Genomic DNA, 24351 nt, shown 5'->3' with positions numbered 1-24351 from the left:
GATGGTAGTGTGGGGTTACCCATGTGAGAGTAAGTCATCGCCAGCTCATTATTCTAAACACCTCCTTCATTCGAAGGGGGTGTTTTTTTATATATATAAATTGAAATAAATAATCATATAAACGATAAATTTTATGTCTTGAACAGTTATAGCAACCTCTCTTATCCATCTGATGCTCAAATTCATAAAGTATGATTAGTTTCTATTGGTACACCTGTGTACATAGAAAAATGATCGCCTAATCAATTGGTCGTGGTTGTATTTTAATGCTTTAAATAATGAGTGATTAAAATGCATGCGAGATGCAATAGAGGCATTTACATAATAAAAAGTAAGAGTGAAAAATATATTACTTAATTACTCATGAACAGAAGTTGCTTGAGAGGTCATGATATAGTGAATTTAAAAGTTTTAAATCCGAATATATTTAAGGATACGCGATGACCAATTCAGAAAAAAAAATTGAGTGTGATTATTCTCTTTATGTTGCCTCTAAAGCATCCCAAACAGGTCAATGGCTTGAAGTAAAAGATAAATTTAGCCAAAAAACATTTGCCCGAGTAGCCTTAGCAGATGCAAATACTTTAGAAAAAGCAATCCAATCTGCAATTGATGCAGAACAGGCGATGGCAAAATTAGAACCATTTCAAAAGCAAAAGATTTTATTACATTGTGTCAAACGCTTTAGCGAAATGAGAGAGGAATTAACTGCAATTTTGATTGCAGAGGGTGGAAAGCCATTAAAAGCAGCTCAGGCTGAAGTTGAGCGTCTTATAAATACCTTTCAAATTGCTGCTGATGCTGTTACACAAATCGACGATGGGCGTTTAATGCCATTGGCTGTAACAGCTGCTGCACAGGGTTACACAGGTATGATTAAACATGTTCCGATTGGTGCTATATCATTAATTAGTCCTTTTAATTTTCCACTTAATTTAACTGCTCATAAAATTGCACCTGCAATTGCAGCAGGGTGTCCTTTCGTACTGAAACCTGCGTCACTTACACCAGTTTCTGCTCTAAAAATTGCAGAAGTGTTGGCTGAAACTGATTTACCTCAAGGTGCATTTTCAGTTTTACCTTGTCCTCGCGAACAGGCAGATATCTTGGTAACCGATGACCGATTCAAATTACTCAGTTTTACTGGATCGGATGAAGTCGGTTGGGATATGAAAGCACGTGCTGGTCGAAAAAAAGTCACCTTAGAGCTTGGTGGAAATGCTGCTGTTTTAATTGAACCTGATACTGAAATATCTGATGTGTTAATTGATCGTCTTATTGGGGGAGCTTATAACCATGCAGGTCAAGTTTGTATTAGTGTCCAAAGAATTTTAGTCCATGAAAATATTTATACGGATTTAAAGAAGAAATTAATTTCCAAAATAAAAAAAATCAAAGCGAGCGATCCGAATTCAGACTCGACCTTATGTGGCCCTATGATCAAGGAGGCAGAAGCTAAAAGGCTTAAAAAATGGGTTGATAAAGCTGTAAAGAAGGGTGCCAAAGTTTTAGTTGAAGGTCAGGTTAAAGGGGCTTTATTTGATCCAATATTGTTAGAAAATGTTGATGCGTCTTTAGAAATTTATAAAGATGAAGCTTTTGGACCCGTTGCTATTCTAGAGAAGTACAAAGATTTTGAAAAAGGCATTGCTACAATTAATCAAAGCCGATTTGGTCTACAAGCTGGCGTTTATACACAAAGTCTGAATAAAATGATGTATGCGTGGAATCATTTACATGTAGGTGGTGTCATCATTAATGATATTCCATCATTCCGTGTAGATAATATGCCTTATGGTGGCGTTAAAGATTCGGGTCTAGGTCGAGAAGGGATTCAATCAGCAATTCGAGATATGCAAGAAGAGCGATTGCTTGTGATTAAACAAGGATAAATTATTATTTATGTTAAAAGGAGCATAACGCTCCTTTTAAATTATTTAGTTTAGATTAACGCTGTGATTTAAAAATAAACATATTGAGTTAAAAATTAATCAATAAGAATAAAAAAATGATGAAACACAGTTTTTTCCTGAATTAATTACAGAAAAATCTGATTAAAAGCGCTATTGTTGATTCATTAAACATCCTTTATTTCATCTTTCTTTAACCAAGAATATTAAATAAGGGGTGGTTTGTAATTCGAAAAAAATGCTCAAAAGGCCGTTTCTGATTCAAACAACAAAATTTTAATGGTATGCAATTACTTGCGAGATAACATCAACAATAGCAGTAAGCGTGTACCCATTTACGGATTAGGTACTATATGACAGCTTCACGTGAAAATTGGAGCGCCAGATCAGGTTTTATTATTGCAGCTATTGGTTCTGCAGTAGGTTTAGGCAATATTTGGCGTTTTCCCTATGTCGCATATGAAAATGGTGGTGGGGCATTTTTAATCCCTTATCTGGTTGCAATTTTTGCTGCCGGTCTTCCACTTTTATTTTTAGATTATGCAGTTGGACATAAATACCGTAAGGCCCCACCTACAGCTTACAAGAAGTTGATGAATGGTGAATCATTGGGTTGGTGGCAAGTCGCTGTGACATTAATTATTGGTATTTACTATGCCAGTGTATTGTCATGGGCGGGTAGTTATATGTTCTACTCATTTGGTCAACAGTGGGGAAGTGATACAGAAAAATTCTTTTTCACCACCTATCTTCAGAATGGCGAAGGCTTAGCATTTGGATTTGTTCCGACCTTATTTATAGGTTTGGTTGTCGTTTGGGCGATCGTTATGTTCATCCTGTATGGTGGGGTGAAGAAAGGCGTGGAATTGTCGAATAAGATCTTTATGCCATTATTGGTGGTTTTATTTACGATTCTCGTGATTCAAGCTATTCGTTTACCAGGTGCTGTCCAAGGTTTAAATGCATTCTTTACACCAAACTGGGAAGCAATGGGCAACTATAAAGTGTGGTTAGCTGCATTTGGCCATATCTTTTTCTCGTTATCCGTTGGTTTCGGGATTATGTTGACCTACGCTTCGTATTTGAAGAAAAAAACGAATTTAACTGGTTCTGGACTAGTCGTTGCTCTTGCAAATTCATCTTTTGAAATTTTAGCTGGTATTGGGGTATTTGCAGCATTAGGTTTCATGGCCTACAGTGCGGGTGCTTCAGTTGACGATGTTGTATCTGGTGGTATTGGTTTAGCTTTTATCGCTTTCCCTAAAATCATTTCAAGCATGGGGGCTGGCGGAGACTTATTTGGCTTCTTGTTCTTTGCATCTTTAACAGTTGCAGGGATTACATCCATGGTCAGTATTCTTCAAGTTCCAATCGCAGGTTTCCAAGACAAGTTAGGATGGTCTCGTAAGAAGGCTGTGACAATTATTGCAGGTGGTTCAGCAATTGTTTCAACTTTATTGTTCTCAACTCACAGCGCGATTACGTTTGTCGATATTATCGATTACTTTGCCAATAATATTGGTATTGTCGCGGGTGGCTTATTATCAATCGTATTGGTGTCATGGTTCCGTCGACCGTTGTTAAAGCAACTTCAAGAGCATGTAAATCAATATGCTAGTATTAAGCTAGGTGCTGGTTGGAACTTCATGTTGACTGTAGTTACGCCAATCTCATTGTTAGCTGCGCTATTGATGACCTTGAAGTCAATATTTACTGAAGGTTATGGCGGTTATCCAATTGAGATTCTATTGCCAATTGGTGGCGGTGTAGTTGCAATCTTTGTATTCTGTGCGGTTGTTTTTAGTCGTCTAAAAGACAATGGACCTGAGGAGAAATAAGATGAATACTTCTGCTTTAATGATGCTTATTATCTCAACAGTGCTGTTATGGGGTGGTCTTATTTTAGCCATGATTCATTTGGCAAAAAACCCAGATGAGCTTGAAGATTAAACTACTTCAGATCAATATTAAAAAAGCCATGACACGAGTCATGGCTTTTTTATATGTCGGTAAATTAGAAATAAACTATCTTAAAAAATAGCATTAAATCTTTTGAATTAAACAATAATAGAATCCATCACCATGACCTTGTTGTGGCAATAACTGACGGCCGTGGATTTGTTCAATTCCCCAATTTACATTTAATTTGATTTCTTGAGCATCTGCATGCGTGTTGAAGAAATCAATCATTTGGTGTTCATTTTCAGCTTTCAAAATCGAGCAGGTAATATAAAGCATTGATCCGCCAACTTTGAGTTGTAGCCACATGTGATTCAGAATTTGTTTTTGAAGTTCAACCGTTTGTTGAATATCGGTAGATTGGCGAAGTAAACGAATATCTGGATGACGTCGTACAACTCCAATAGCAGAACACGGTGCATCAAGAATAATACAGTCAGCCTGTTCAGGTGCAGACCATACCGTAGCATCAGCAGTGAGTATTTCCACTGGAGCATACTGATTAAGTGCAAGACGCTCTAAGTTTTCACTTACGCGGCTTAAACGCTTTGTGTCGTGATCGATCGCATACAGCTTTTTAGGACGATAACACTCTAAAATATGTGCTGTTTTTCCACCTGGAGCCGCACATGCATCAATTACGATCTTATCATCAAGATTCGGCAACAAGGTCGCGCAAAGTTGAGCATGTTCATCCTGAACAGAAAAACCACCTTCTTCAAAGCCAGGGAGGTGAGGAATATGCACGGATTGATCTAAGATAATGCCTACATCGGACCATTCACATGGATGAGCATCAATCCCTTCTTCATCAAGAATATCTAAATATTCCTCACGGCTTACTTGTCGTTCATTTACACGTAGTGTCAAAGGCGCAGCCAGTTTAAGCTCAGCTGAAAGCATTTGAAGATGCTCTGGCCAATCTTTTTTCAAGCGTTTAAATAGCCAACTAGGTAAACCATGGGCTTGGTCTAATGCTTCGCCGAATTCTTCAGTTTCACGTGAAACACGACGTAGAATCGCATTCACGACGCCACTTAAAGCTTCAAAACCAAGTTGTTTGGTGGCTGTTACCGTTTCTGAGATAGCCGCATGTGCTGGAATACGCGTGCAAAGCAGTTGATATAAACCTAAATATAGGCAGCTTTCAACGGTTTCATTGTTGAGCGGTTTAGTCAGAAGAGGGAGAGTAATTGCTTTAAGTGCATGCCATTGGCGTAAAGTGCCTAAAGTCAATTCATGAAATAAGGCCCGATCACGCTCACCAACCAATGAAAGATGTTGGGAAAGAACAGAGGTGAGGGATTGCCCATTCTGAACGGCCAGTAATGTTTTAATCACATGTCCGCGTAAATTTAAATGAGAAGATTGTTGGCTCATGCGAAGATCTGTCCTGGCTGCAATTTTTGACTTTGTAGAATTTGTGCAGCATTGAGCGCTTTACCGCCTGGCCACTGAAGTTGAGTGAGGCAAATCACTTGATGATCACCACACACAACGTGAACACCATCCTGATCGACAGCGATGATTTCACCGATTTGTTGAGTTGATGGAGTGAGTGGAGAAAGTTTCGAATTCCAAATGCGTAAATTGTTGGATTCATCAATAGGTGTGAAAGCTACGGGCCAAGGATTGAAAGCACGGATATTACGATCAATCGTCACAGCATCATTTGCCCAGTTAATTTGAGCTTCAGCCTTCGACAGTTTATGAGCATACACTGTAAGTGATTCATCTTGAACTTCACGTGTATCTAAATAATGCTTTAAAGTGTCTTCACTTTCTAAAACAGCGAGAGTGGCTTCAGCCCCTTGTTGAGCCAGTTTATCATGTAAGGTTGCGGAAGTATCTTCAGCCGTAATAGGACACATCGTTTTAAACATCATGTCACCAGTGTCTAGACCAGCTGCCATTTTCATGATCGTAATACCTGTTTCAGTATCACCTGTCGCGATAGCACGTTGAATAGGGGCTGCACCTCGCCAGCGAGGCAATAAGGAACCATGAATATTCAAGCAGCCGTATTTAGGTGTATCCAAAACGACTTGAGGCAAGATTAAACCGTATGCTGCGACCACCATCACATCAGCATTGAAAGACTTGAGTTCAGCTTGAGCAGCCAAACCTTCCTCAGTCGACGATTTAAAATGTAAAGGTTGGTAAACAGGAATATTGTGCTCAAGCGCCAATTGCTTTACCGCTGACGCTGTCAGTTTTTGTCCACGTCCTGCTTTACGGTCTGGCTGCGTATACACAGCAACAATTTCATGAGAAGTCTTTAGCAAAGCTGCTAATGCACTCGCTGCAAATTCAGGGGTTCCCGCAAAGATGATTTTCACTCAGACACTTCCAAAACAATATAAAGAACATTATATGCCAAAAGCGATTTTCGCCCAAATAAGGTCGTAATTTGAAACGTTTTCATGTGCATTTTGTGCTTAAGGTGTGATTAATAAAATTTATGTATTTTTAAAAAAAGATTCATGAAAGTTTTGTATTACGATTTCAGATAAGGGTTTATAGTAGATCACATCTCTTACATCGATTTAGATCGTTGAGGGCAAATCAGACCTATACGAACAATTGCAAGCAATGGTTAACTGTTAATCAGAAAGCTGTCATAATAGAAGTAAGGTTCAACTGATTTAGCCTTATATTTCAGTATCATTTAGCCAGATTGAATACATATTCATCGAGCTCAGCTTAAGTTGGAAATAAAAATGCCTGACTATCGTTCGAAAACATCAACACACGGAAGAAATATGGCGGGTGCACGTGGCTTATGGCGTGCAACTGGAATGAAAGACGAAGATTTTGGCAAACCAATTATTGCAGTAGTCAACTCATTCACACAATTCGTACCGGGTCATGTGCATCTTAAAGACTTAGGTCAGCTTGTTGCACGTCAGATTGAACAAGCGGGTGGTGTAGCTAAAGAATTTAATACAATCGCAGTAGACGACGGTATTGCAATGGGTCACGACGGAATGTTGTATTCATTACCATCGCGTGACTTGATTGCTGACTCAGTCGAATACATGGTCAATGCACACTGTGCAGATGCAATGGTGTGTATCTCGAACTGTGACAAAATCACACCAGGGATGTTGATGGCGGCAATGCGCTTAAACATTCCTGTGGTGTTTGTTTCAGGCGGCCCGATGGAAGCTGGTAAAGTCCAAATTCGTGGTGGTGAACAAGCGATTGACCTTGTGGATGCCATGATTGTTGCTGCAGATGACAACTACACAGATGAAGAAGTAAAAGCATACGAACGTTCTGCATGTCCAACTTGTGGTTCATGTTCAGGGATGTTTACTGCAAACTCAATGAATTGTTTGACAGAAGCATTAGGTTTATCATTACCGGGTAATGGTTCAACACTTGCAACGCATGCCAACCGTAAAAAACTATTTGAGCGTGCGGGTCAGTTGATTGTTGAAATCACAAAACGCCATTACGAACAAAATGATTACAGCGTATTACCACGCAACATTGCCCCTAAAGCTGCTTATGAAAATGCCATGACTTTAGATATCGCGATGGGTGGTTCTACCAATACAGTACTTCACTTATTAGCGGCTGCGCATGAAGCAGAAGTTGATTTTACAATGGACGATATCGATCGTTTATCACGTAAAGTGCCTGTACTGTGTAAAGTTGCACCTGCGGTTAAAAATGTTCACATGGAAGATGTCCACCGTGCAGGCGGTATCATGTCGATCCTTGGCGAACTAGACCGTGCAGGTTTGTTAGATACTTCTGTACCAACCGTACACGAAAAAACATTAAAAGACGCTTTAGATAAGTGGGACATTATTCGTACTGAAAATGAAGAGGTATATAACTTCTATAAATCAGCACCGGGCGGTGTACCAACACAAACAGCATTCTCACAAGACCGTTACTACACACGTCTTGATGGCGACCGTGAAAATGGCGTGATTCGTAATGCAGAACATGCTTTCTCTAAAGACGGCGGTTTAGCAGTCCTTTACGGTAACATCGCACTTGATGGTTGTATCGTAAAAACGGCTGGTGTAGATGACTCGATTCTGAAATTCAACGGTACAGCACGCGTATTTGAAAGCCAAGATGATGCAGTAGAAGCAATCTTAGGCGGCAAAATCGTAGCAGGTGACGTGGTTCTGATTCGTTACGAAGGTCCACAAGGTGGTCCGGGTATGCAAGAAATGCTGTATCCAACAAGCTACTTAAAATCAAAAGGCTTAGGTAAAGACTGTGCGCTTGTGACTGATGGTCGTTTCTCGGGTGGTTCATCAGGTCTTTCAATTGGTCACGTGTCTCCAGAAGCGGCTGAAGGCGGTGCAATTGCTTTAGTTGAAGATGGCGACCGTATCGAAATTGATATTCCAAACCGTACGATTCACTTAGCAGTTGCTGATGATGTATTGGCTGCGCGCCGTGAAGTACAAGAAGCTAAAGGTTGGAAGCCTGCGAAAGAGCGTCCACGTAAAGTATCTAAAGCACTGAAAGCGTATGCAATGCATGCAACAAGTGCTGCAAAAGGTGCGGTACGTGATATCTAATCTGCTTATAAACTAGATCAATCATGATTAAAAAGCATCCTTCGGGATGCTTTTTTAATCACTAAAAGTTTGAATTTCATCTGAAAGCGTCAATTACATTAATGACAATATTTGATAGAAAGGTCATAAATATTGATCAATTCTCTTTGTCTTGATATAAGTTTTGCTCGCGTTCAAACTTTTTTAGTTTTAAAAAAAGCGATGAATTCGATACTTTGAGCACATAATTTACCAGTAAAATCATCTGAGGCACATCTCATGTCATTGTTACGCCGTTGGTTTGATCCGCTACGATCGAGTTGGTTTTATCAGAAACCAAATCGTCAAGAGGTCTTGTCAACTGAGCAGGGTTTAACGATCTATCTTCGTTTAGATGATGTGTATAGTTATCTTGCAGTCCAGCAATTGGCACAATTAAATGACATTTTAAAAGATGAAATTAAGCCTTTAAAAATTGTTATCTCAGATACTGCTGCTGAAGCTCCAAATGATATGAGTCCTGAAGAGTGGCAAGATTACAGTCTACGTGATGCCCAAATTTTAGCGTACCAGCATCGTTTCGGATTCGATAATGAAAAGCCTGAAATACCAAGTGCTGAAGCGATTCAACAGGCAGAAACGATTTTACGAAATACCCCATTAACAGGTGAAAATTTTCTCTATTTATTGGAAGATGTCTTCCATATGTTGTGGCAACAGCAGTATGGAAAATTACGTACTTTGTATGTCATGGCTAGTCGACATCGAAAAGAACAACAAATCGCTGAGCGAACTTTTGATCACACGCCAGTTTTAGCAAGTTTTTTTGAGCTCGGTAATCGTCGGTATCATGCGGTAGATGATTTATTAAGATTGACCCGCCGTTTAAAACAACAAAGACTCTTGACCGGTAATCCTATTTTTCTCATCAATCATATTGAGTGGCGGGAACACCTAATGAATGATGCTGAAGAATTATCTGAGATTCAGGCGATGAATCCTGAGTTAGACCTCTATATTGCATTAGAAGATCCGATCTCTTGGTTATTATTAGCTTATATTAAAGAGGAACTTGCCGATTATTACGATATCCAACTTACCGTTTATCCATTGCAATATCAGGGACGAGATTTATTTGATTGGAGTTTGGCAACGCGTTTATCTAAACGAACAGAAGTAAAATTTACGCCGTTTTGCCGACCGACTCAGCAGGCGACATATGAAATAGCACGATTGTTTTACAGTGTGCCTGAGGATCAACGTCTTGATGCAATGTATGAAATCTTGCAGGCTGTATGGAGTAAAGGTAAAGATCTATCGTATCGACCTCATATTCAAGCCTTAAAACAGAGCTTGAATATCACGACGCTCACTGAAGAGTCGATCAGTCAAAAGCTGGAAGAAAATCAATTACTCTGTGAGATAAAATCACAACCTGATTTACCAGTGCTTGAGCTTCGTATCGATGGAAAGAGTTATGTGTTTAATAGCTTATATCGTGTATGGATGATTGAAAGTATTTTCAGTAATGTGTTAGAACAAAAGTACAAAAGTGAAAATGAATCTGAACACAGGGATACCGAATCAATTGAAAATCAATAAAGAAAAATGCGAAACCCTTCAGCAAGCTCGAGCACAAATAGATTCAATTGATCAAGCCATAACAGAATTAATTGGTTTACGCCAATATTATGTAGATCAGGCAGTTCGTTTTAAAAGAACTATACAAGATGTACAGTCACCTGAACGTGTTGAAATAGTGATTGAAAAAATACGTGAATTGGCTACAAAGAATGGTGTGGATCCATTACTGATGGAAAAAATATATCGAGAGATGATTCAACACTTTATTCAAAGAGAGTTAAAAGAAATACGACCATAACAGTCGGAATTGTTAATAAGAATGAGGAACTTAGTTTCCTCTTTTATTCATTGAAATTTACAAAATATATAGCCGATTTGTGAACTAGTTCAACAAAGCTTAGTGTTACAAAAAATAATATTAAGTTAACATTTGGATACATCACTTTTTAGACTGACGGTCGAAGGCGCTATGGATACCCAGTTACAATTAGAAAAAATAGTCAAGGATCTTGAAAACTATAAAGTAGCCATTGATGCACATTCAATTGTAGCCATAACAGATGCACGTGGCGTCATTACTCATGTCAATGAGAAGTTTTGTAATATCTCACAGTATTCTTATGAAGAACTGGTCGGATCAACACATAAAATTATTAATTCAGGCTATCACCCGAGAAGTTTTTTTAAATATATGTGGAAAGCCATTTCGAGTGGAGAAATTTGGAAAGGCGAAATTTGTAACCGAGCTAAAAATGGTTCTTTATATTGGGTTGAAACCACGATTGTGCCGCTTAAAGATAATAATGGCGTTTTACAAAACTATATCTCCATTCGAACTGATATCACACAGCTAAAAAATTCCGAAGACCATGCACGTTATATGGCATTACATGATGAATTAACGGGATTGCCTAACCGCCGTTTTATGCAAGAACGCATGTTGGCGGTGATTGAATCATGTAAACAAAATGGTACACATAGTGCACTCATGATGTTGGATTTGGATAACTTCAAAAATATTAATGACACGTTAGGACACGATCGTGGAGATGACCTACTCAAAATGGTCTCGGTGCGTCTTATGGAGTGTGTGGCACAGCAGAATGCAATTGTCCGTCTTGGTGGAGACGAGTTTTTAATTATTCTTTCAGATTTAAATCCAGATGAAACGATTGCTAATCAAGCAGTGATGCAAATCGCTGATAAAGTTCGTGCTGCATTAAATGAGCCTTTCGTATTAAAGGATAATAAAATCCATACTAGCTCTAGTATCGGAATTTTTATTTTCCGTAATTCAAAATTGCCAAAAAATGAGTTGCTTAAGTACGCCGACATGGCGCTGTATCAAGCTAAAGAAAATGGTAAAAACTGCATATGTGTTTTTGATCCTGAAATGGAACAAAGTGTTATTGCTAAAGCTGCTTTATTAAATGATTTAAGATTAGCTTTATTACGAGATGAGTTCCAACTTTATTATCAGATTTTAGTAAATCGTGAAGAGGAAGTGATTGGGTATGAGGCCTTGCTACGTTGGAGTCATCCTGAACACGGTTTGATTTTACCAGGTCGATTTATTGAAGAAGTGGAGAAAACTGATCTCATACATGATGTTGGTAATCGTGTATTAGTATTAGCATGCCAACAGTTAAAAGATTGGAGCCAATACCCAGAATCTTCAAACTGGACGATTTCAGTCAATATTAGTGTCGAACAATTCCGTAAGACTGACTTTGATAAAAATGTGCTTCGGATTATTGATGAAGCAGGAATTGATCCAACATTATTACGTTTAGAACTCACTGAAAGTATGTTCTATACCGATATGCATAACTCAATTGAGAAAATGAAAAAGCTCATCGAGCGTGGATTAAGATTCTCTATGGATGATTTTGGAACAGGATATTCTTCATTGAATTACCTCAAAATGCTTCCACTGGATCAACTCAAAATTGATCGTTCATTTGTAGAAAATATTGTCGGTAATCCACGCGATATTGCTATTGTGAAAACGATTATTGATTTAGCACAGATTCTCGATCTGAATGTGGTGGCAGAGGGTGTAGAAACTGAAGAGCAGTTCCAAGTTCTGAAAGAAAATGGCTGTAATACGTTTCAAGGCTATTATTTTGGTCGACCTCAACCGATTGAAAAAAATCTTAAAATACTTAATTAGAATAAAAAATTAAAAAAGAGAGCATTAAGCTCTCTTTTTTTATATGCGATAGATTTTTAGTTAGACTTTCCACCTAAGCTAAAGAACCAATTCAGGAATAATGCAGCAAAGGTAGCCGTTCCAATACCACCTAAATTGAAGCTACCAAATTGAAGCGCAAAGTCACCAGTACCTAAGATCAGCGTGATCGCAGCAATCATGAGGTTTTTATTTTTAGAGAAATCGACACGATGTTCGATCCAAATTTTAGCACCAGCGATGGTAATTAAACCAAACACCACAATTGATGCACCGGCAAGAATCGCAGTTGGAATGGTTTGAATAATTGCACCAAATTTTGGTGATAAGCCAAGGAAAATTGCGAATACACCTGCGATGGCAAAAATAATCGTGGAATAGACACGTGTCACAGCCATCACGCCAATATTTTCACCATAAGTGGTCATGCCTGGAGCACCTACACCACCGGCTAATGATGTTGCAACACCATCGGCTACAAACGCTTTTCCAATATGTGAGTCTAGATTTTCACCAGTCATGGCAGAGACAGCTTTGATGTGACCTAAGTTTTCAGCCACTAAAATCAAAGCTACAGGAGCAATGATGAGCATCGCGTTCGTACTGAACTCAGGAGCATGAAAGTTAGGAAGACCAAACCATGCAGCTTGTGTAATCGGCGCGAAGTTAATTGGAGTACCGTAACCCATGATATTCGTAATAACAAAATATACGATATAAGACAGCACCAAACCTACAAGTAAAAGTAGGCGTTGTAGCATCCCTTTGGTGAATACTGCAATTGAAGCCATACACATGACAGTAATCAATGCCATCCACATATTAAATGGATTACCCGCGACACTTTTTACCGTTACCGGTGCAAGATGCAGACCGATGATCATGACCACAGAACCTGTTACGACAGGAGGCATGAGCTTTTCAATCCATCGAGTACCTGTTGCCATCACCAGAAAACCAATTAAGGCATAAAGTACACCACAGGCAATAATTCCCCCAGCAGCTAATGCAATATTCGCATTTGCTCCAGCACCGGCATAGCCCGTTGCCGTGATGACTACACCAATAAAAGCAAAGCTTGAGCCTAAATAACTGGGCACTCGACCGCCAGTGATGAGGAAAAATAACAGGGTACAAATACCTGACATTAATATAGCAAGATTAGGATCAAAACCCATTAATAATGGTGCTAAAACTGTCGCACCAAACATGGCAAAAGCATGTTGAATGCCAAGAACTACACTTTGCGCAGGAGGTAAATATTCGGTCGTGCCAACAGGACGCGTATCAATATCATCCGTGAAGGGACGCCATTTAGGAAACCAACTGGTCATAAAGTGAGCACTCAATAGTTAAATTGTGCACATCATACGCCTGTTTTACGAGAAATCATCTGTTTCTTGAAAAATTATTAAAACTAATAGTCTGACTTTTATTGAATTTTTACCCATTGGTAAAAAAAATATGTTTTAAAAATAAAGTAAAATCAGCCTATTGCAATTCAGCTATATCAAAAAAATCTATATCCATATTGAGTAAAAAATTTATAGGTGCTTTGTTGTCATTACTGAAAATTAGAATAAAGTCTCTAAATTGCTCAAGCCCATAAAGGTACTTGAGCATAGACAGTCGTGAAATCAACCCGTATTACGTAATCCAGCAGCAATACCTGCGATACTTACCATTAATGCATGGTCAACCTCAGTTTGTTCGACAGTTCGTTCAGCTAAATATTCGCGACGTCTTTTCATGAGTTCTGCTTGTAACAGGTGTAATGGAAGAAGATAGGGTTTACGAATCTTCATGGCTTGATCAAGAACCTCATTAGAACTGAGTAATTTAGATTCACCTTTCATTGCCAATAAAGTTTGTACTGCGTCATGTAAGCGTTGGCGTAGTTCCGCACCCAATACTTTAAGATTTTCATCTTGGGTGAGATGAGATTCATAATACAATGCGACATTGCTATCTGATTTAGATAGCACCATCTCCAACATATCAATTAAAGTTTGGAAATAAGGCCATTGTTCTAACATTTCATCTAGCTCAGCTTTGTGACCTTCTGAAATGACTTGATTGATGGCTGCACCAGTACCTAACCATGCTGGAAGCATTAATCGAATTTGAGTCCATGCAAATACCCATGGAATTGCACGTAAGGATTCAATACCACCGCTGATTTTTCGTTTCGCTGGTCTTGAACCCAAAGGTAGCATCTGTAATTCAAGCTCTGGTGTCACGGTTCTTAAGTATTGGACAAAATGAGGGTTTTCGCGGACTGTTTGACGGTAAACATTCACAGAGAGTTCCGTCATCTTGTGCATCAAATCGCGCCATGCTGCCTTGGGTTCTGGTGGTGGGAGTAAAGTCGCTTCTAGGGTAGCTGCGGTATAAATTTCTAAATTTTGCAGTGCGATTTCTTCTAATCCAAATTTGAATCGGATCATTTCGCCTTGTTCGGTCACACGGATTGCACCTGAGATTGAGCCAGGTGGTTGTGAAAATAGTGCTTGTTGGGTTGGAGCACCACCACGACTAATTGAGCCACCACGACCATGGAACAAAGTGAGTTGTATACCATGTTGTTTGGCAATAGCTGTTAACTCTTCTTGTGCACGGTACTGAGCCCAATTCGCAGACATGAAACCTGCATCTTTTGCTGAGTCAGAGTAACCAATCATGACCTCGTGCTTGTTTTGAATATGTTGTTTGTACCAATGCATACTGAATAAAGTATTCATGGTCGAAGCTGCGCCATCTAAATCTTTTAACGTTTCAAATAATGGAACTACACGCAGAGGTTGCTTAATACCTGCTTCTTTTTGGAGTAATAGAACCGCCAAAACGTCACTTGGATATTCCGCCATTGAAATAATATAAGCACCTAGACTTTCAGCAGGTTGTTCTGCCAAAGTTCGCATGGTAGCGAATACTTCTTGAACATCAGGATGCTCAATAAGACTTTGAGCAGATTCATTAAGATGTTTAGGAAGTAAAGGGCGTTTGCTTTGCAGTTCTTGTAATAAGAAGTTTTGACGGGCTTGTTCAGTCCATGTCTCAAAATTGCCAAGTCCAAGATACTCAGTAATCGCTGAAATTGCTTGACGATGACGACCTGACTCTTGGCGAATATCTAGTTTTAATAACTCAATACCGAAACAATTCACGCGATAAATAAAATCGAGTAACTTTCCTTGAGCGATACCGGAAAGGTTTGAATCGACTAATGAGCGATAACATAACAATAATGGCTGCAATAACTCATCTTTGTGATGAATAATCTGGCTACGATCCACATCAGAATGTTGACCTTGTAATTTTGCAGTGAGCCATTCTCTTGTAATTTTTAAGCGTTCACGTGTTGTTCTTAAATATTCACGATAAGGCTCTGGATGAGGCTGACCTAAGGCAGTCTTTAGTTCATCACTGCACGCCTGAACAGAAAGCTCCCAACGTAAATCTTCAATATCTCGGAGGTAGAGATCCGCGGCTTTCCATCGAGATAACCATAAAACTTCTTGAGTCACTTTGTGTGTGACATTTGGGTTTCCATCTCGGTCACCACCCATCCAAGATGCAAACCGCACAGGTGCAATATCTAAAGGTAAAGCTTGAGAACAATGCTCTTGAACCAATTGATTCAATTCACGGACAAACTTAGGAATAGCGTTCCATAAAGTTTGCTCAATGGTAGTAAAACCCCATTTTGCTTCATCAATTGGGGTTGGACGATGTTGGCGAATTTCATCGGTTTGCCATGCTGAACAAACCAATTGTTTTAATTCAGAAAGAACTTGAGCGCGCTGTTTGGGGGTCAGCTTTTGCTGATCAAACTTAGATAAACACTCGTTGATCCCATCATATTTTTGGATCAAGGTGCGACGACTAACTTCCGTAGGATGTGCGGTGAGTACAAGCTCAATATTTAGCTCACAAATTTGTTGATAAAGGGTTTCCGCTGAAATCAGCTGTTGTTGAAATTTTTCAAAAAGGGGAATAAGGACATTCGCTGCAGCGCCGTTTTTATCAAACTCATTTTGGCGACGGCTACGTACCACATGATATTGTTCTGCAATATTGGCAAAGTTCAGAAAATGTGAAAAAGCGCGTGTCAGTGGAAGAATCTCATCATCTTTTAAACTTAAAAATAAACTTTCTAATTGTTTTTCAGCTTCGCTATCACCATCACGTGCACCTTTCGCGAGTGCACGAATTTGTTCAACTTGATTAAACAAATCTTGTCCAGCTTGTTCTTTTAAAGTCTCTCCTAAAAGATTACCGAGTAAGCGTACGTCTTCACGTAATGGAGCATCAATTTGTTGAATCATTTTTTTCTCCTTTTCTTGTTCTTTTGACTATACCGCTTATTCATGACATGCCAAGCGATTGCAAAATAATTTAAAGAAAATTAGGTGAAAAATACGCCATTTAAGAATGGAGAGAGCTATTTTTTGTATTTCAGCATAAATAATTCGATGGCTTGATGAATAATTTCATCACATTCTGCTTCACTGGGAACCTGACGAACACCTAACAATACTTCATGATGTCGATGCCCTAAGAGTAAAGAAAGGAGCAAATGTGTTTGCTTTTCAGCATCATCTTTCTGGATAAATCCGTACTCAATCGCTTGAGCAAAAAAATCAGTCCAAACCACAAATAACCGCTTATGAGATGCATTATAAAAAGGTTCAGCCAAAGGATTTTGTTCTGCTGCCAATTCTAATAATAAATGCTCAAGCTTAATGGCTTCAGGAAGATTGACAATTTGCAGCGCTAAACTACATACCTGATAGAAGTCTTCTAAAAAATTGGATTCAGGGTGTAATTGGATTCGCCGAGCATTGATTGATTCTTCGCACGTTTCTGCAATTGCATAGGTAAATAACGATTCTTTATCTTGAAAATGGTTATACACCGTCAGTTTAGTCACGCCAGCTTCTTTGGCAATTTGATTCATGCTTGAACCATGAAAGCCCTGTTTTAGAAACAAACGTTTAGCTGCCTCTAATATTTGTTTCTTTTTAACTAAATCCTTAGGACGTCCAATATTCATTTGCACAAAAAAATCCAAAAAAAACAGTTTAGGTCATACCTTGAAAAATGATTTTTAATTACTGTACCATGCGGTATATTAATTAAAAAATAATCAAATTAATATCCTTAATTTGATTTGCCTAAAAATTGACATAAGAGCAGTGCACATGAGTCCTCAAAAATTTGCCACATACAGTCTAATGCTCATTTGTAGCGTGATACTCACCGCGTGTAGTAAGGATAAACCCACAGAGGAACAAATTCCATTTGTGATGGTTGCCCAGCCGAATACTTCCCAAGATGAACTGAAAAGTTATGCAGGAGAAGTTCAGGCGAGACAGCAAACGGCATTGGCTTTCCGTGTTGGAGGACAAATTACTGAACGCTATGTTGATGTTGGGGATCGAGTCAAAGTCGGGCAAGTCTTAGCAAAATTAGATGTGAAAGATGCTCAACTGCAGTTAAATGCTTCAAAAGCTCAGTTAGAAAGCGCGCAATCTGCAGCCAAAATTGCCGAAGAAGAATACAAACGCTTTAAGCAGTTATTACCTATTAATGCGGTGAGTCGTTCGCAATATGATGCCGTAGAAAATCAATATAAATCGGCTATGTCCAATTTAAAACAAGCACAATCAAATTATGCAGTGAGTAGTAATCAGACGGGATATAACCAACTTATTGCCAATAAAAATGGCGTCATCACTGAGCGTAGTATTGAAGTTGGTCAAGTGATCGCAGCAGGGCAGGCAGCATATCAACTGGCGATAGATGGTGATCGTGAAGTGGTGATTGGTGTGCCAGAACAAGCAGTATCAGAAATTAAAACAGGTCAAAAAGCTTGGGTTACGCTATGGTCAAAACCAGAGGAGCGTTTCGCCGCATATGTGCGTGAAATTTCACCTGCTGCCGACCAATCTAGAACATTTAGTGTCAAAGTTGCTTTGACTGAAGGGCGTTCAGCAATTCAACTTGGACAAAGTGCGCGAGTATTTTTTTCAAATACCAGTTCAAATGTGATTAATGTTCCTTTGACCAGTGTATCTGCAACAGAAGATCAGCCTTATGTTTGGGTTGTGAATCCAGATCACAGTATCCGTAAGGTGAATGTTCAAATAGGTGCTTATGGTCGTGATACGGTACCTGTGACTCAAGGTTTAAAAGCTTCTGATTGGGTCGTGGTTGGCGGTGTACACTTACTGCGAGATAAACAAAAAATTAATCCGATTGACCGTCAAAACCGTGCAGTGAATGTGAAAGCAGGACAAGTTGGAGCGAAAATATGAACTTTAACTTGTCAGAATGGGCGTTAAAAAATAAGGGACTGATCCTTTATTTCATGATTTTGATGGGAATATTGGGTGTTTATTCCTACTCAAAACTATCACAAAGTGAAGATCCTCCATTTAGTTTCAAAGTAATGGTGGTTCAAACCTATTGGCCAGGTGCGACAGCGGAAGAAGTTTCATTACAAGTAACTGATCGCATTGAAAAAGAATTAATGAGTACGGGGCTCTATGATCGTATTGCAGCCTATTCTCGTCCTGGTGAATCAATGGTGACCTTTGTTGCCAAAGATTCGCTGCGTTCCCATGAATTACCGAATGTTTGGTATCAGGTTAGAAAAAAAATTGGAGATATCAAACACCAACTTCCTAGCGGTGTTCAAGGTCCATTCTTTAACGATGAATTTGGTGACACCTTTGGGAATATTTATGTCTTAACGGGTGATGATTTTGATTATGCCGTGATGAAGGAATATGCCGATCGCTTACAGCTGCAACTACAACGTGTGCAAGATGTCGGGAAAGTTGATTTAGTCGGCTTGCAAGATCAAAAAATTTGGATAGAAATTTCAAATACGAAAACCGCTCAATTGGGTATTCCAGTTTCTGCAATTCAAGAAGCATTACAAAAACAAAATACTATGGCGAGCGCAGGTTTCTTTGAAACAGGCTCAGATCGTATTCAAGTGCGTGTCAGCGGACAATTGAAATCAGTCGAAGATCTCAAGAACATGCCATTACTGGTTGGTGATAAGACCATTCAATTGGGCGATGTGGCTGAAGTTTACCGTGGCTTTAGCGAGCCAGCTCAACCGCGTATGCGCTTTATGGGTAAAAATGGTATTGGGATTGCAGTGTCTATGCGTAAGGGAGGTGACATCATTGCGCTAGGGAAAAACCTAGAAAAGACCTTCAACGATCTACAACAAACTTTACCTTTAGGGATGGAACTGAAAAAAGTTTCAGATCAGCCTGTAGCGGTGCAACGCAGTATTCACGAATTTATCAAAGTGCTCGCAGAGGCCGTGATTATTGTCTTATTGGTCAGCTTCTTCTCTTTAGGTTTCCGTACAGGATTAGTGGTCGCTTTCTCTATTCCCTTGGTCTTGGCAATGACGTTCGCAGGCATGAATTTCTTTGATGTTGGACTGCACAAGATTTCTTTAGGCGCGTTAATTTTAGCACTTGGACTTTTGGTTGATGACGCCATCATTGCAGTTGAAATGATGGCCATTAAAATGGAACAAGGATATAGCAGATTAAAAGCCGCAGGTTTTGCTTGGAAGTCGACCGCATTTCCAATGTTAACGGGGACGCTGATCACTGCAGCTGGATTCTTGCCGATTGCCACTGCTGCGTCGAGCACAGGTGAATATACTCGCTCAATCTTCCAAGTTGTAACCATTGCTTTAGTGGTGTCATGGTTTGCAGCGGTACTGTTTGTTCCTTATTTAGGTGACAAATTACTGCCTGATTTTAATCAAATGAATCAGAAAGCTCCGTGGTATCAACGCTTATGGGCAAGATTACGTCAACAACCAGAGCCACAACCCGTCGTTCAACACCATGGTGAGCATCACGATCCATATCAAACTAAGATGTATCAAAAATTTAGATCTTGGGTTGAGTTATGTATTACTTATCGTAAAACCGTCATTGCTGCGACGGTTGCGATATTTGTCTTGTCAATTTTGATGTTTAAATTTGTTCCACAACAATTTTTCCCACCATCAAACCGTGCTGAAATATTAGTGGATCTAAAACTAGAGGAAGGTGCTTCTCTAACAGCGACAGAAAATGCGGTTAAAAAAGTAGAAAAATTCTTGTCGACTCAAAAAGGGATCGATAATTACGTCGCTTATGTTGGTACAGGTTCTCCACGTTTCTATTTACCACTTGATCAACAATTGCCTCAGGCGAGTTTTGCACAATTTGTGGTTTTGGCTTCCTCATTAGATGAGCGAGATGAGATTAGAAAGAATCTGAGTGAAGAAATTAGTAAGTTATTGCCTGAAGTACGGACACGTGTATCGCTATTGGAAAATGGGCCACCAGTCGGTTATCCAATTCAATACCGTGTTTCTGGTGAAGATTTAAATACTGTTCGCCAACGAGCACAATTAGTGTCACAAGCAATCAGTGAAAATCCAAATACCGCCAATGTTCATTTAGATTGGGGTGAGCCGAGTAAAATTATTTCACTTGAAATTGATCAAGATCGTGCGCGTCAGTTAGGCGTATCTAGCTTAGATTTGGCGAATTTCTTAAATAGTTCAATAACAGGTGCTGCGATTAATCAGTATCGTGAGAAACGGGAGTTAATTGATATTCGTTTACGTGGCGATCAAGCGGAACGTGTTGATGTAGCATCGTTACAAAGTCTCGCTGTACCGACGAGTCAAGGTACAACAGTTCCATTGGCACAGATTGCGAATATCCAATATAAGTTTGAAGATGGTCTGATTTGGCATCGTAACCGTTTGCCGACGATTACTGTACGCGCAGATATTCGGACTAAACTCCAACCAGCTACTGTGGTTGGTGAATTAACTGAATCTATTGAGAAAATTCGTGCCGAACTTCCAAGTGGTTATCTGGTAGAAGTGGGAGGCACTGTGGAGGAATCTGCACGTGGGCAAACTTCAGTAAATGCTGGCATGCCGTTATTTTTGGCTGTGGTCTTTACCTTGCTCATGATTCAGCTCAAGAGTATTTCACGTTCGTTTATTGTTTTCTTGACCGCGCCTTTGGGTTTAATTGGCGTGGTATTGTTCCTGTTAATATTCAATAAGTCTTTCGGGTTTGTGGCGATGCTAGGTACCATTGCTTTATCTGGAATGATTATGCGTAATTCGCTTATCTTGATTGATCAGATCGAGCAAGATATCAAAGCGGGTCATTCTCAATGGGAAGCGATTTTAGAAGCGACAGTACGCCGTGCCCGTCCAATTATTTTGACTGCATTGGCTGCTGTGTTGGCGATGATTCCGCTTTCACGCAGTATCTTCTTTGGTCCAATGGCAGTAGCAATTATGGGTGGACTCATTATCGCAACATTATTAACGCTGTTCTTCTTGCCAGCACTCTATGCGGCATGGTTTAAAGTAAAAAAAGAGTCAAAAACCGCGTAGTTTTATGTGAATACTAGGTGCGAAGCATTGAAAAATTCAATATAGTAGTCCCTAGTTTTTAACACAAAATAACACAGTGGGCTGAGTACATAAAAAAACTGAATGTGCACTCGGTTGAGGTATAAAAAAGCATCCATGGGGCGAGACAATTTAACAAGACATCGTCGATTAATTACGATGTCTTATGTATTCATGTTTCTTGCATTGTTCACTGGTATCAGTGCTGCAATCGCCTATTTTTTAGCGCAAAAAGTGGCTCAAGCGCAAGACGCTGAAGTCTGGATCCATGCTCAAGCATTATGGATTGCACGAAATGTTGTGCTATTTATGATGATGGCCGCATTTGCTGCTCTTTGGTTTATTCCTGCCTGCTTTATCTATTGGGATAGTGTGTTATGGGTGAAAGGGTGTACGGTGATTGGTGTCATTTTTACCACAATTGCATGGCTATTTCTCCTAAATGCATGGCTTAAAGGCTTAGTGAAATATCTCCAGAAAAAAGCCGCTTTTTAAAATAATGATTTAATTTACTTGTAATCTCGGAATATGACCCCAACATATTCCGCAGAGAAGTCATATCAAATTTTTTTGTGGAGCATCGCCAGACATGGCTAAACGTGATTATTATGAGGTTTTAGGGGTTTCTAAAACAGCTAGTGATGATGAAATTAAAAAAGCCTACCGTAAGTTGGCGATGAAATATCATCCAGACCGTAACCCTGATAATGCTGAAGCAGAAGAAAAATTCAAAGAAGCTGCTGAAGCGTATGAAGTTTTATCTGATAGTGAAAAACGCAGCATGTATGACCGCATGGGACATAATGCGTTTGAAGGCGGCTTCGGTGGCGGAGGCGGTGGTTTCGGTGGCGGTTTTAGCGCTGAAGACATTTTTAGTCAGTTTGGTGACATTTTCGGTGGTGCGTTTGGTGGAGGCGGTCGCCAACAGCGTCAAAGACGTGGTTCAGACTTACGTTATGTGCTTGAGCTCAGCTTAGAAGAAGCTGTACGTGGCGTAAAGAAAACAATTACTTTTACTGCGCCAGCACCATGTGAAGTGTGTGATGGTAAAGGTTCTAAAAATCCGAATGATGTTGAAACTTGTAAGACTTGTCACGGAGCTGGTCAAGTCCGCATGCAGCAAGGTTTCTTCTCAGTTCAGCAAACGTGTAGCACATGTCGTGGTCAAGGTAAGATTATTAAAAATCCTTGTGGCACTTGTCATGGTTCAGGTGTTAAAGATCGTCAACAGACACTTGAAGTTACCATTCCTGCAGGCGTAGATAATGGCGATCGCGTTCGTTTAACTGGAAAAGGTGAAGCGATTCGTGATGGTCAATCAGGTGATCTATACGTAGAAGTTAATGTTCGTGAACATGAAATCTTCCAACGTGATGGCGCGGACTTGTATATGGATGTGCCGATTAGTATCGCTGATGCTGCATTGGGTAAAGAAATTGAGATTCCAACCCTTGATGGTCGTGTGAACTTGAAAGTACCTGAGGGAACACAAACAGGTAAAATGTTCCGTCTACGTGGCAAGGGTGTAAAACCAGTACGCACAAGTATGCAAGGTGATTTACTTTGCCGTATCGTGATTGAAACACCAGTCAACTTAACTGCACGTCAACGTGAACTTTTAAAAGAGTTACAAGAATCTTTAGATGGTGAGGACAGTAAATCTTCACCTAAAAAGAAATCATTCTTCGATCGTTTATTTGACTGATCAGAATGAAATAAAAACCCGACATTATTGTCGGGTTTTTTATTGAGTGATAAAAGTTTCAGATATTTAAAGCTAGAAAAGTGATACTACCATTAGACAATTTCTTAGTTTATGGATGTGTTCAAAAGTTGTTGAGACTTACTTATTTAAGCTTTCAAAATCAAAAGGTAAATTTTAATGGGTTTTGTTGGAACTATAATCTAAAAAAAGAGGATCTGAAGATCCTCATCATGTAATTTTGAAAAAACTAATCCTGAGCATCAATACTCTGACCATTCATCCCTATACTGTCTTCGCCCATTAAATATAAATAAGCTGGCATGATTTGTTCAGGCGTTGCCAATACTTTCGGATCTTCATCAGGATATGCTTTAGCACGCATAGCTGTTCGTGTTGCACCAGGATTAATACAGTTGTAGCGAATATTTGGATAGACATTTTCTTTTGCAAAAATTTGACTGACCGCTTCAATGGCAATTTTTGAAACTGAGTATGCGCCCCATTTCGCACGTGCTTCACGACCGACACCTGAGCTTGCAAAAACAACAGAGGCATTTTGAGATTTTTCTAATAATGGAAGTAAATGTTGGGTAAGAACAAAAGGTGCTCTTAAATTTACAGCCATTACATCATCCCACACTTCAGCAGGGTAGTGGGCCAATTCAACGCGCTCACCTAAAATCCCAGCATTGTGCAAAATCCCATCTAAACGACCAAATTGTTGGTCAAGCGTTTCCACAAGACGTTCGTAATCATATGCTGTTGCAGTAGAAAGTTGAAGTGGCAAAATTGCAGGTTGAGGAGCACCTAAACTTTCAATTTCGTCATAGATCACTTCTAACTTGTTCAGCGTTCTACCATGAAGAACGACGGTCGCACCATGTAAAGCATAGCTCAACGCTGCTGCGCGTCCAATGCCATCACCTGCACCCGTAATTAAAATTACTTTATCTTTCAATAAATCTGGGCGAGGTTGATATTCTGAATATTTCATGTGCGACCTC

General features: G+C 39.5%; 17 protein-coding genes. 11 read left to right on the top strand and 6 right to left on the bottom strand.

Features of this window, described 5'->3' with window-relative positions; all coding sequences use genetic code 11:
* Positions 1-440 precede the first annotated feature (440 nt).
* The 3 genes from AC1M86_RS13085 (at position 441) to AC1M86_RS13075 (ending at position 3860) form a co-directional block, all read left to right on the top strand.
* The gene (locus AC1M86_RS13085) at positions 441-1892 is read left to right on the top strand and encodes an aldehyde dehydrogenase family protein (RefSeq protein ID WP_481597697.1); all 1452 of its coding nucleotides are present in this window, start codon (positions 441-443) and stop codon (positions 1890-1892) included.
* A 371-nt stretch (positions 1893-2263) separates the two neighbouring features.
* Positions 2264-3748, top strand: coding sequence for a sodium-dependent transporter (locus tag AC1M86_RS13080; protein ID WP_481587760.1), 1485 nt, complete (start codon positions 2264-2266; stop codon positions 3746-3748).
* A gap of 1 nt (position 3749) precedes the next feature.
* Entirely contained in the window at positions 3750-3860 is a 111-nt protein-coding gene (locus AC1M86_RS13075) for a methionine/alanine import family NSS transporter small subunit (RefSeq protein ID WP_081403317.1), read from the top strand.
* Positions 3861-3953: 93 nt separating this feature from the next.
* Here AC1M86_RS13075 and rsmB read toward each other — a convergent pair whose 3' ends face one another.
* Positions 3954-5249, bottom strand: coding sequence for a 16S rRNA (cytosine(967)-C(5))-methyltransferase RsmB (gene rsmB, locus AC1M86_RS13070; RefSeq protein ID WP_481587759.1), 1296 nt, complete (start codon positions 5247-5249; stop codon positions 3954-3956).
* Positions 5246-6208 carry a methionyl-tRNA formyltransferase gene (gene fmt / locus AC1M86_RS13065; RefSeq protein WP_481587758.1) on the bottom strand — a complete coding sequence of 321 codons (963 nt, stop codon included), beginning with the start codon at positions 6206-6208 and terminating at the stop codon, positions 5246-5248. Before fmt ends, rsmB begins: the two co-directional genes overlap by 4 nt.
* Before the next feature lie 381 nt (positions 6209-6589).
* Between fmt and ilvD the strand changes: the two genes are divergently transcribed.
* The 4 genes from ilvD to AC1M86_RS13045 all read left to right on the top strand — a co-directional run bounded on the left by ilvD (position 6590) and on the right by AC1M86_RS13045 (position 12155).
* Entirely contained in the window at positions 6590-8419 is a 1830-nt protein-coding gene (gene ilvD, locus AC1M86_RS13060) for a dihydroxy-acid dehydratase (RefSeq protein ID WP_081403313.1), read from the top strand.
* Positions 8420-8677: 258 nt separating this feature from the next.
* Positions 8678-10000: a hypothetical protein gene (locus tag AC1M86_RS13055; RefSeq protein WP_481608141.1), complete on the top strand. Its 1323-nt coding sequence runs from the start codon at positions 8678-8680 to the stop codon at positions 9998-10000.
* Positions 9993-10280 (top strand): chorismate mutase, encoded by a 288-nt coding sequence (locus tag AC1M86_RS13050; RefSeq protein ID WP_035270424.1) that lies wholly within the window; start codon positions 9993-9995, stop codon positions 10278-10280. The genes AC1M86_RS13055 and AC1M86_RS13050 overlap by 8 nt, the downstream gene beginning before the upstream one ends.
* A gap of 171 nt (positions 10281-10451) precedes the next feature.
* Positions 10452-12155: a putative bifunctional diguanylate cyclase/phosphodiesterase gene (locus AC1M86_RS13045; RefSeq protein WP_481608140.1), complete on the top strand. Its 1704-nt coding sequence runs from the start codon at positions 10452-10454 to the stop codon at positions 12153-12155.
* Positions 12156-12211: 56 nt separating this feature from the next.
* Here AC1M86_RS13045 and AC1M86_RS13040 read toward each other — a convergent pair whose 3' ends face one another.
* The 3 genes from AC1M86_RS13040 to AC1M86_RS13030 all read right to left on the bottom strand — a co-directional run bounded on the left by AC1M86_RS13040 (position 12212) and on the right by AC1M86_RS13030 (position 17235).
* Positions 12212-13507, bottom strand: coding sequence for a solute carrier family 23 protein (locus AC1M86_RS13040; RefSeq protein ID WP_481587755.1), 1296 nt, complete (start codon positions 13505-13507; stop codon positions 12212-12214).
* A 303-nt stretch (positions 13508-13810) separates the two neighbouring features.
* The gene (gene ppc / locus AC1M86_RS13035) at positions 13811-16501 is read right to left on the bottom strand and encodes a phosphoenolpyruvate carboxylase (protein ID WP_481608139.1); all 2691 of its coding nucleotides are present in this window, start codon (positions 16499-16501) and stop codon (positions 13811-13813) included.
* Positions 16502-16617: 116 nt separating this feature from the next.
* Positions 16618-17235 (bottom strand): TetR/AcrR family transcriptional regulator, encoded by a 618-nt coding sequence (locus AC1M86_RS13030; RefSeq protein WP_481608138.1) that lies wholly within the window; start codon positions 17233-17235, stop codon positions 16618-16620.
* A gap of 142 nt (positions 17236-17377) precedes the next feature.
* Between AC1M86_RS13030 and AC1M86_RS13025 the strand changes: the two genes are divergently transcribed.
* From AC1M86_RS13025 to dnaJ, 4 genes are all read left to right on the top strand, one after another.
* A complete protein-coding gene (locus tag AC1M86_RS13025) occupies positions 17378-18493 on the top strand; it encodes an efflux RND transporter periplasmic adaptor subunit (protein ID WP_481590647.1) in 1116 nt (371 codons plus the stop codon).
* Positions 18490-21624, top strand: coding sequence for an efflux RND transporter permease subunit (locus AC1M86_RS13020; RefSeq protein ID WP_481608137.1), 3135 nt, complete (start codon positions 18490-18492; stop codon positions 21622-21624). The genes AC1M86_RS13025 and AC1M86_RS13020 overlap by 4 nt, the downstream gene beginning before the upstream one ends.
* A gap of 135 nt (positions 21625-21759) precedes the next feature.
* Entirely contained in the window at positions 21760-22137 is a 378-nt protein-coding gene (locus AC1M86_RS13015; protein WP_035268802.1) for a hypothetical protein, read from the top strand.
* Positions 22138-22231: 94 nt separating this feature from the next.
* Positions 22232-23347: a molecular chaperone DnaJ gene (gene dnaJ, locus AC1M86_RS13010; protein ID WP_481608136.1), complete on the top strand. Its 1116-nt coding sequence runs from the start codon at positions 22232-22234 to the stop codon at positions 23345-23347.
* 247 nt (positions 23348-23594) lie between these two features.
* Here dnaJ and AC1M86_RS13005 read toward each other — a convergent pair whose 3' ends face one another.
* Positions 23595-24341: a YciK family oxidoreductase gene (locus AC1M86_RS13005; RefSeq protein WP_035268812.1), complete on the bottom strand. Its 747-nt coding sequence runs from the start codon at positions 24339-24341 to the stop codon at positions 23595-23597.
* Positions 24342-24351: the final 10 nt, after the last annotated feature.

Source organism: Acinetobacter sp. ANC_7654 (genome assembly GCF_056779855.1).
The sequence above is the reverse complement of the archived record's forward strand: the minus strand, read 5'-3'. Positions and strand labels throughout refer to the sequence as shown.

Coding starts and splice junctions, on each gene's coding strand:
- ppc (WP_481608139.1), bottom strand. CDS start 16,501: ATGATTCAACAAATTGATGCTCCATTACGTGAAGACGTACGCTTACTC.
- dnaJ (WP_481608136.1), top strand. CDS start 22,232: ATGGCTAAACGTGATTATTATGAGGTTTTAGGGGTTTCTAAAACAGCT.
- AC1M86_RS13055 (WP_481608141.1), top strand. CDS start 8,678: ATGTCATTGTTACGCCGTTGGTTTGATCCGCTACGATCGAGTTGGTTT.
- AC1M86_RS13085 (WP_481597697.1), top strand. CDS start 441: ATGACCAATTCAGAAAAAAAAATTGAGTGTGATTATTCTCTTTATGTT.
- AC1M86_RS13040 (WP_481587755.1), bottom strand. CDS start 13,507: ATGACCAGTTGGTTTCCTAAATGGCGTCCCTTCACGGATGATATTGAT.
- AC1M86_RS13025 (WP_481590647.1), top strand. CDS start 17,378: ATGAGTCCTCAAAAATTTGCCACATACAGTCTAATGCTCATTTGTAGC.
- ilvD (WP_081403313.1), top strand. CDS start 6,590: ATGCCTGACTATCGTTCGAAAACATCAACACACGGAAGAAATATGGCG.
- rsmB (WP_481587759.1), bottom strand. CDS start 5,249: ATGAGCCAACAATCTTCTCATTTAAATTTACGCGGACATGTGATTAAA.
- AC1M86_RS13075 (WP_081403317.1), top strand. CDS start 3,750: ATGAATACTTCTGCTTTAATGATGCTTATTATCTCAACAGTGCTGTTA.
- AC1M86_RS13080 (WP_481587760.1), top strand. CDS start 2,264: ATGACAGCTTCACGTGAAAATTGGAGCGCCAGATCAGGTTTTATTATT.
- AC1M86_RS13020 (WP_481608137.1), top strand. CDS start 18,490: ATGAACTTTAACTTGTCAGAATGGGCGTTAAAAAATAAGGGACTGATC.
- AC1M86_RS13015 (WP_035268802.1), top strand. CDS start 21,760: ATGGGGCGAGACAATTTAACAAGACATCGTCGATTAATTACGATGTCT.
- AC1M86_RS13045 (WP_481608140.1), top strand. CDS start 10,452: ATGGATACCCAGTTACAATTAGAAAAAATAGTCAAGGATCTTGAAAAC.
- AC1M86_RS13005 (WP_035268812.1), bottom strand. CDS start 24,341: ATGAAATATTCAGAATATCAACCTCGCCCAGATTTATTGAAAGATAAA.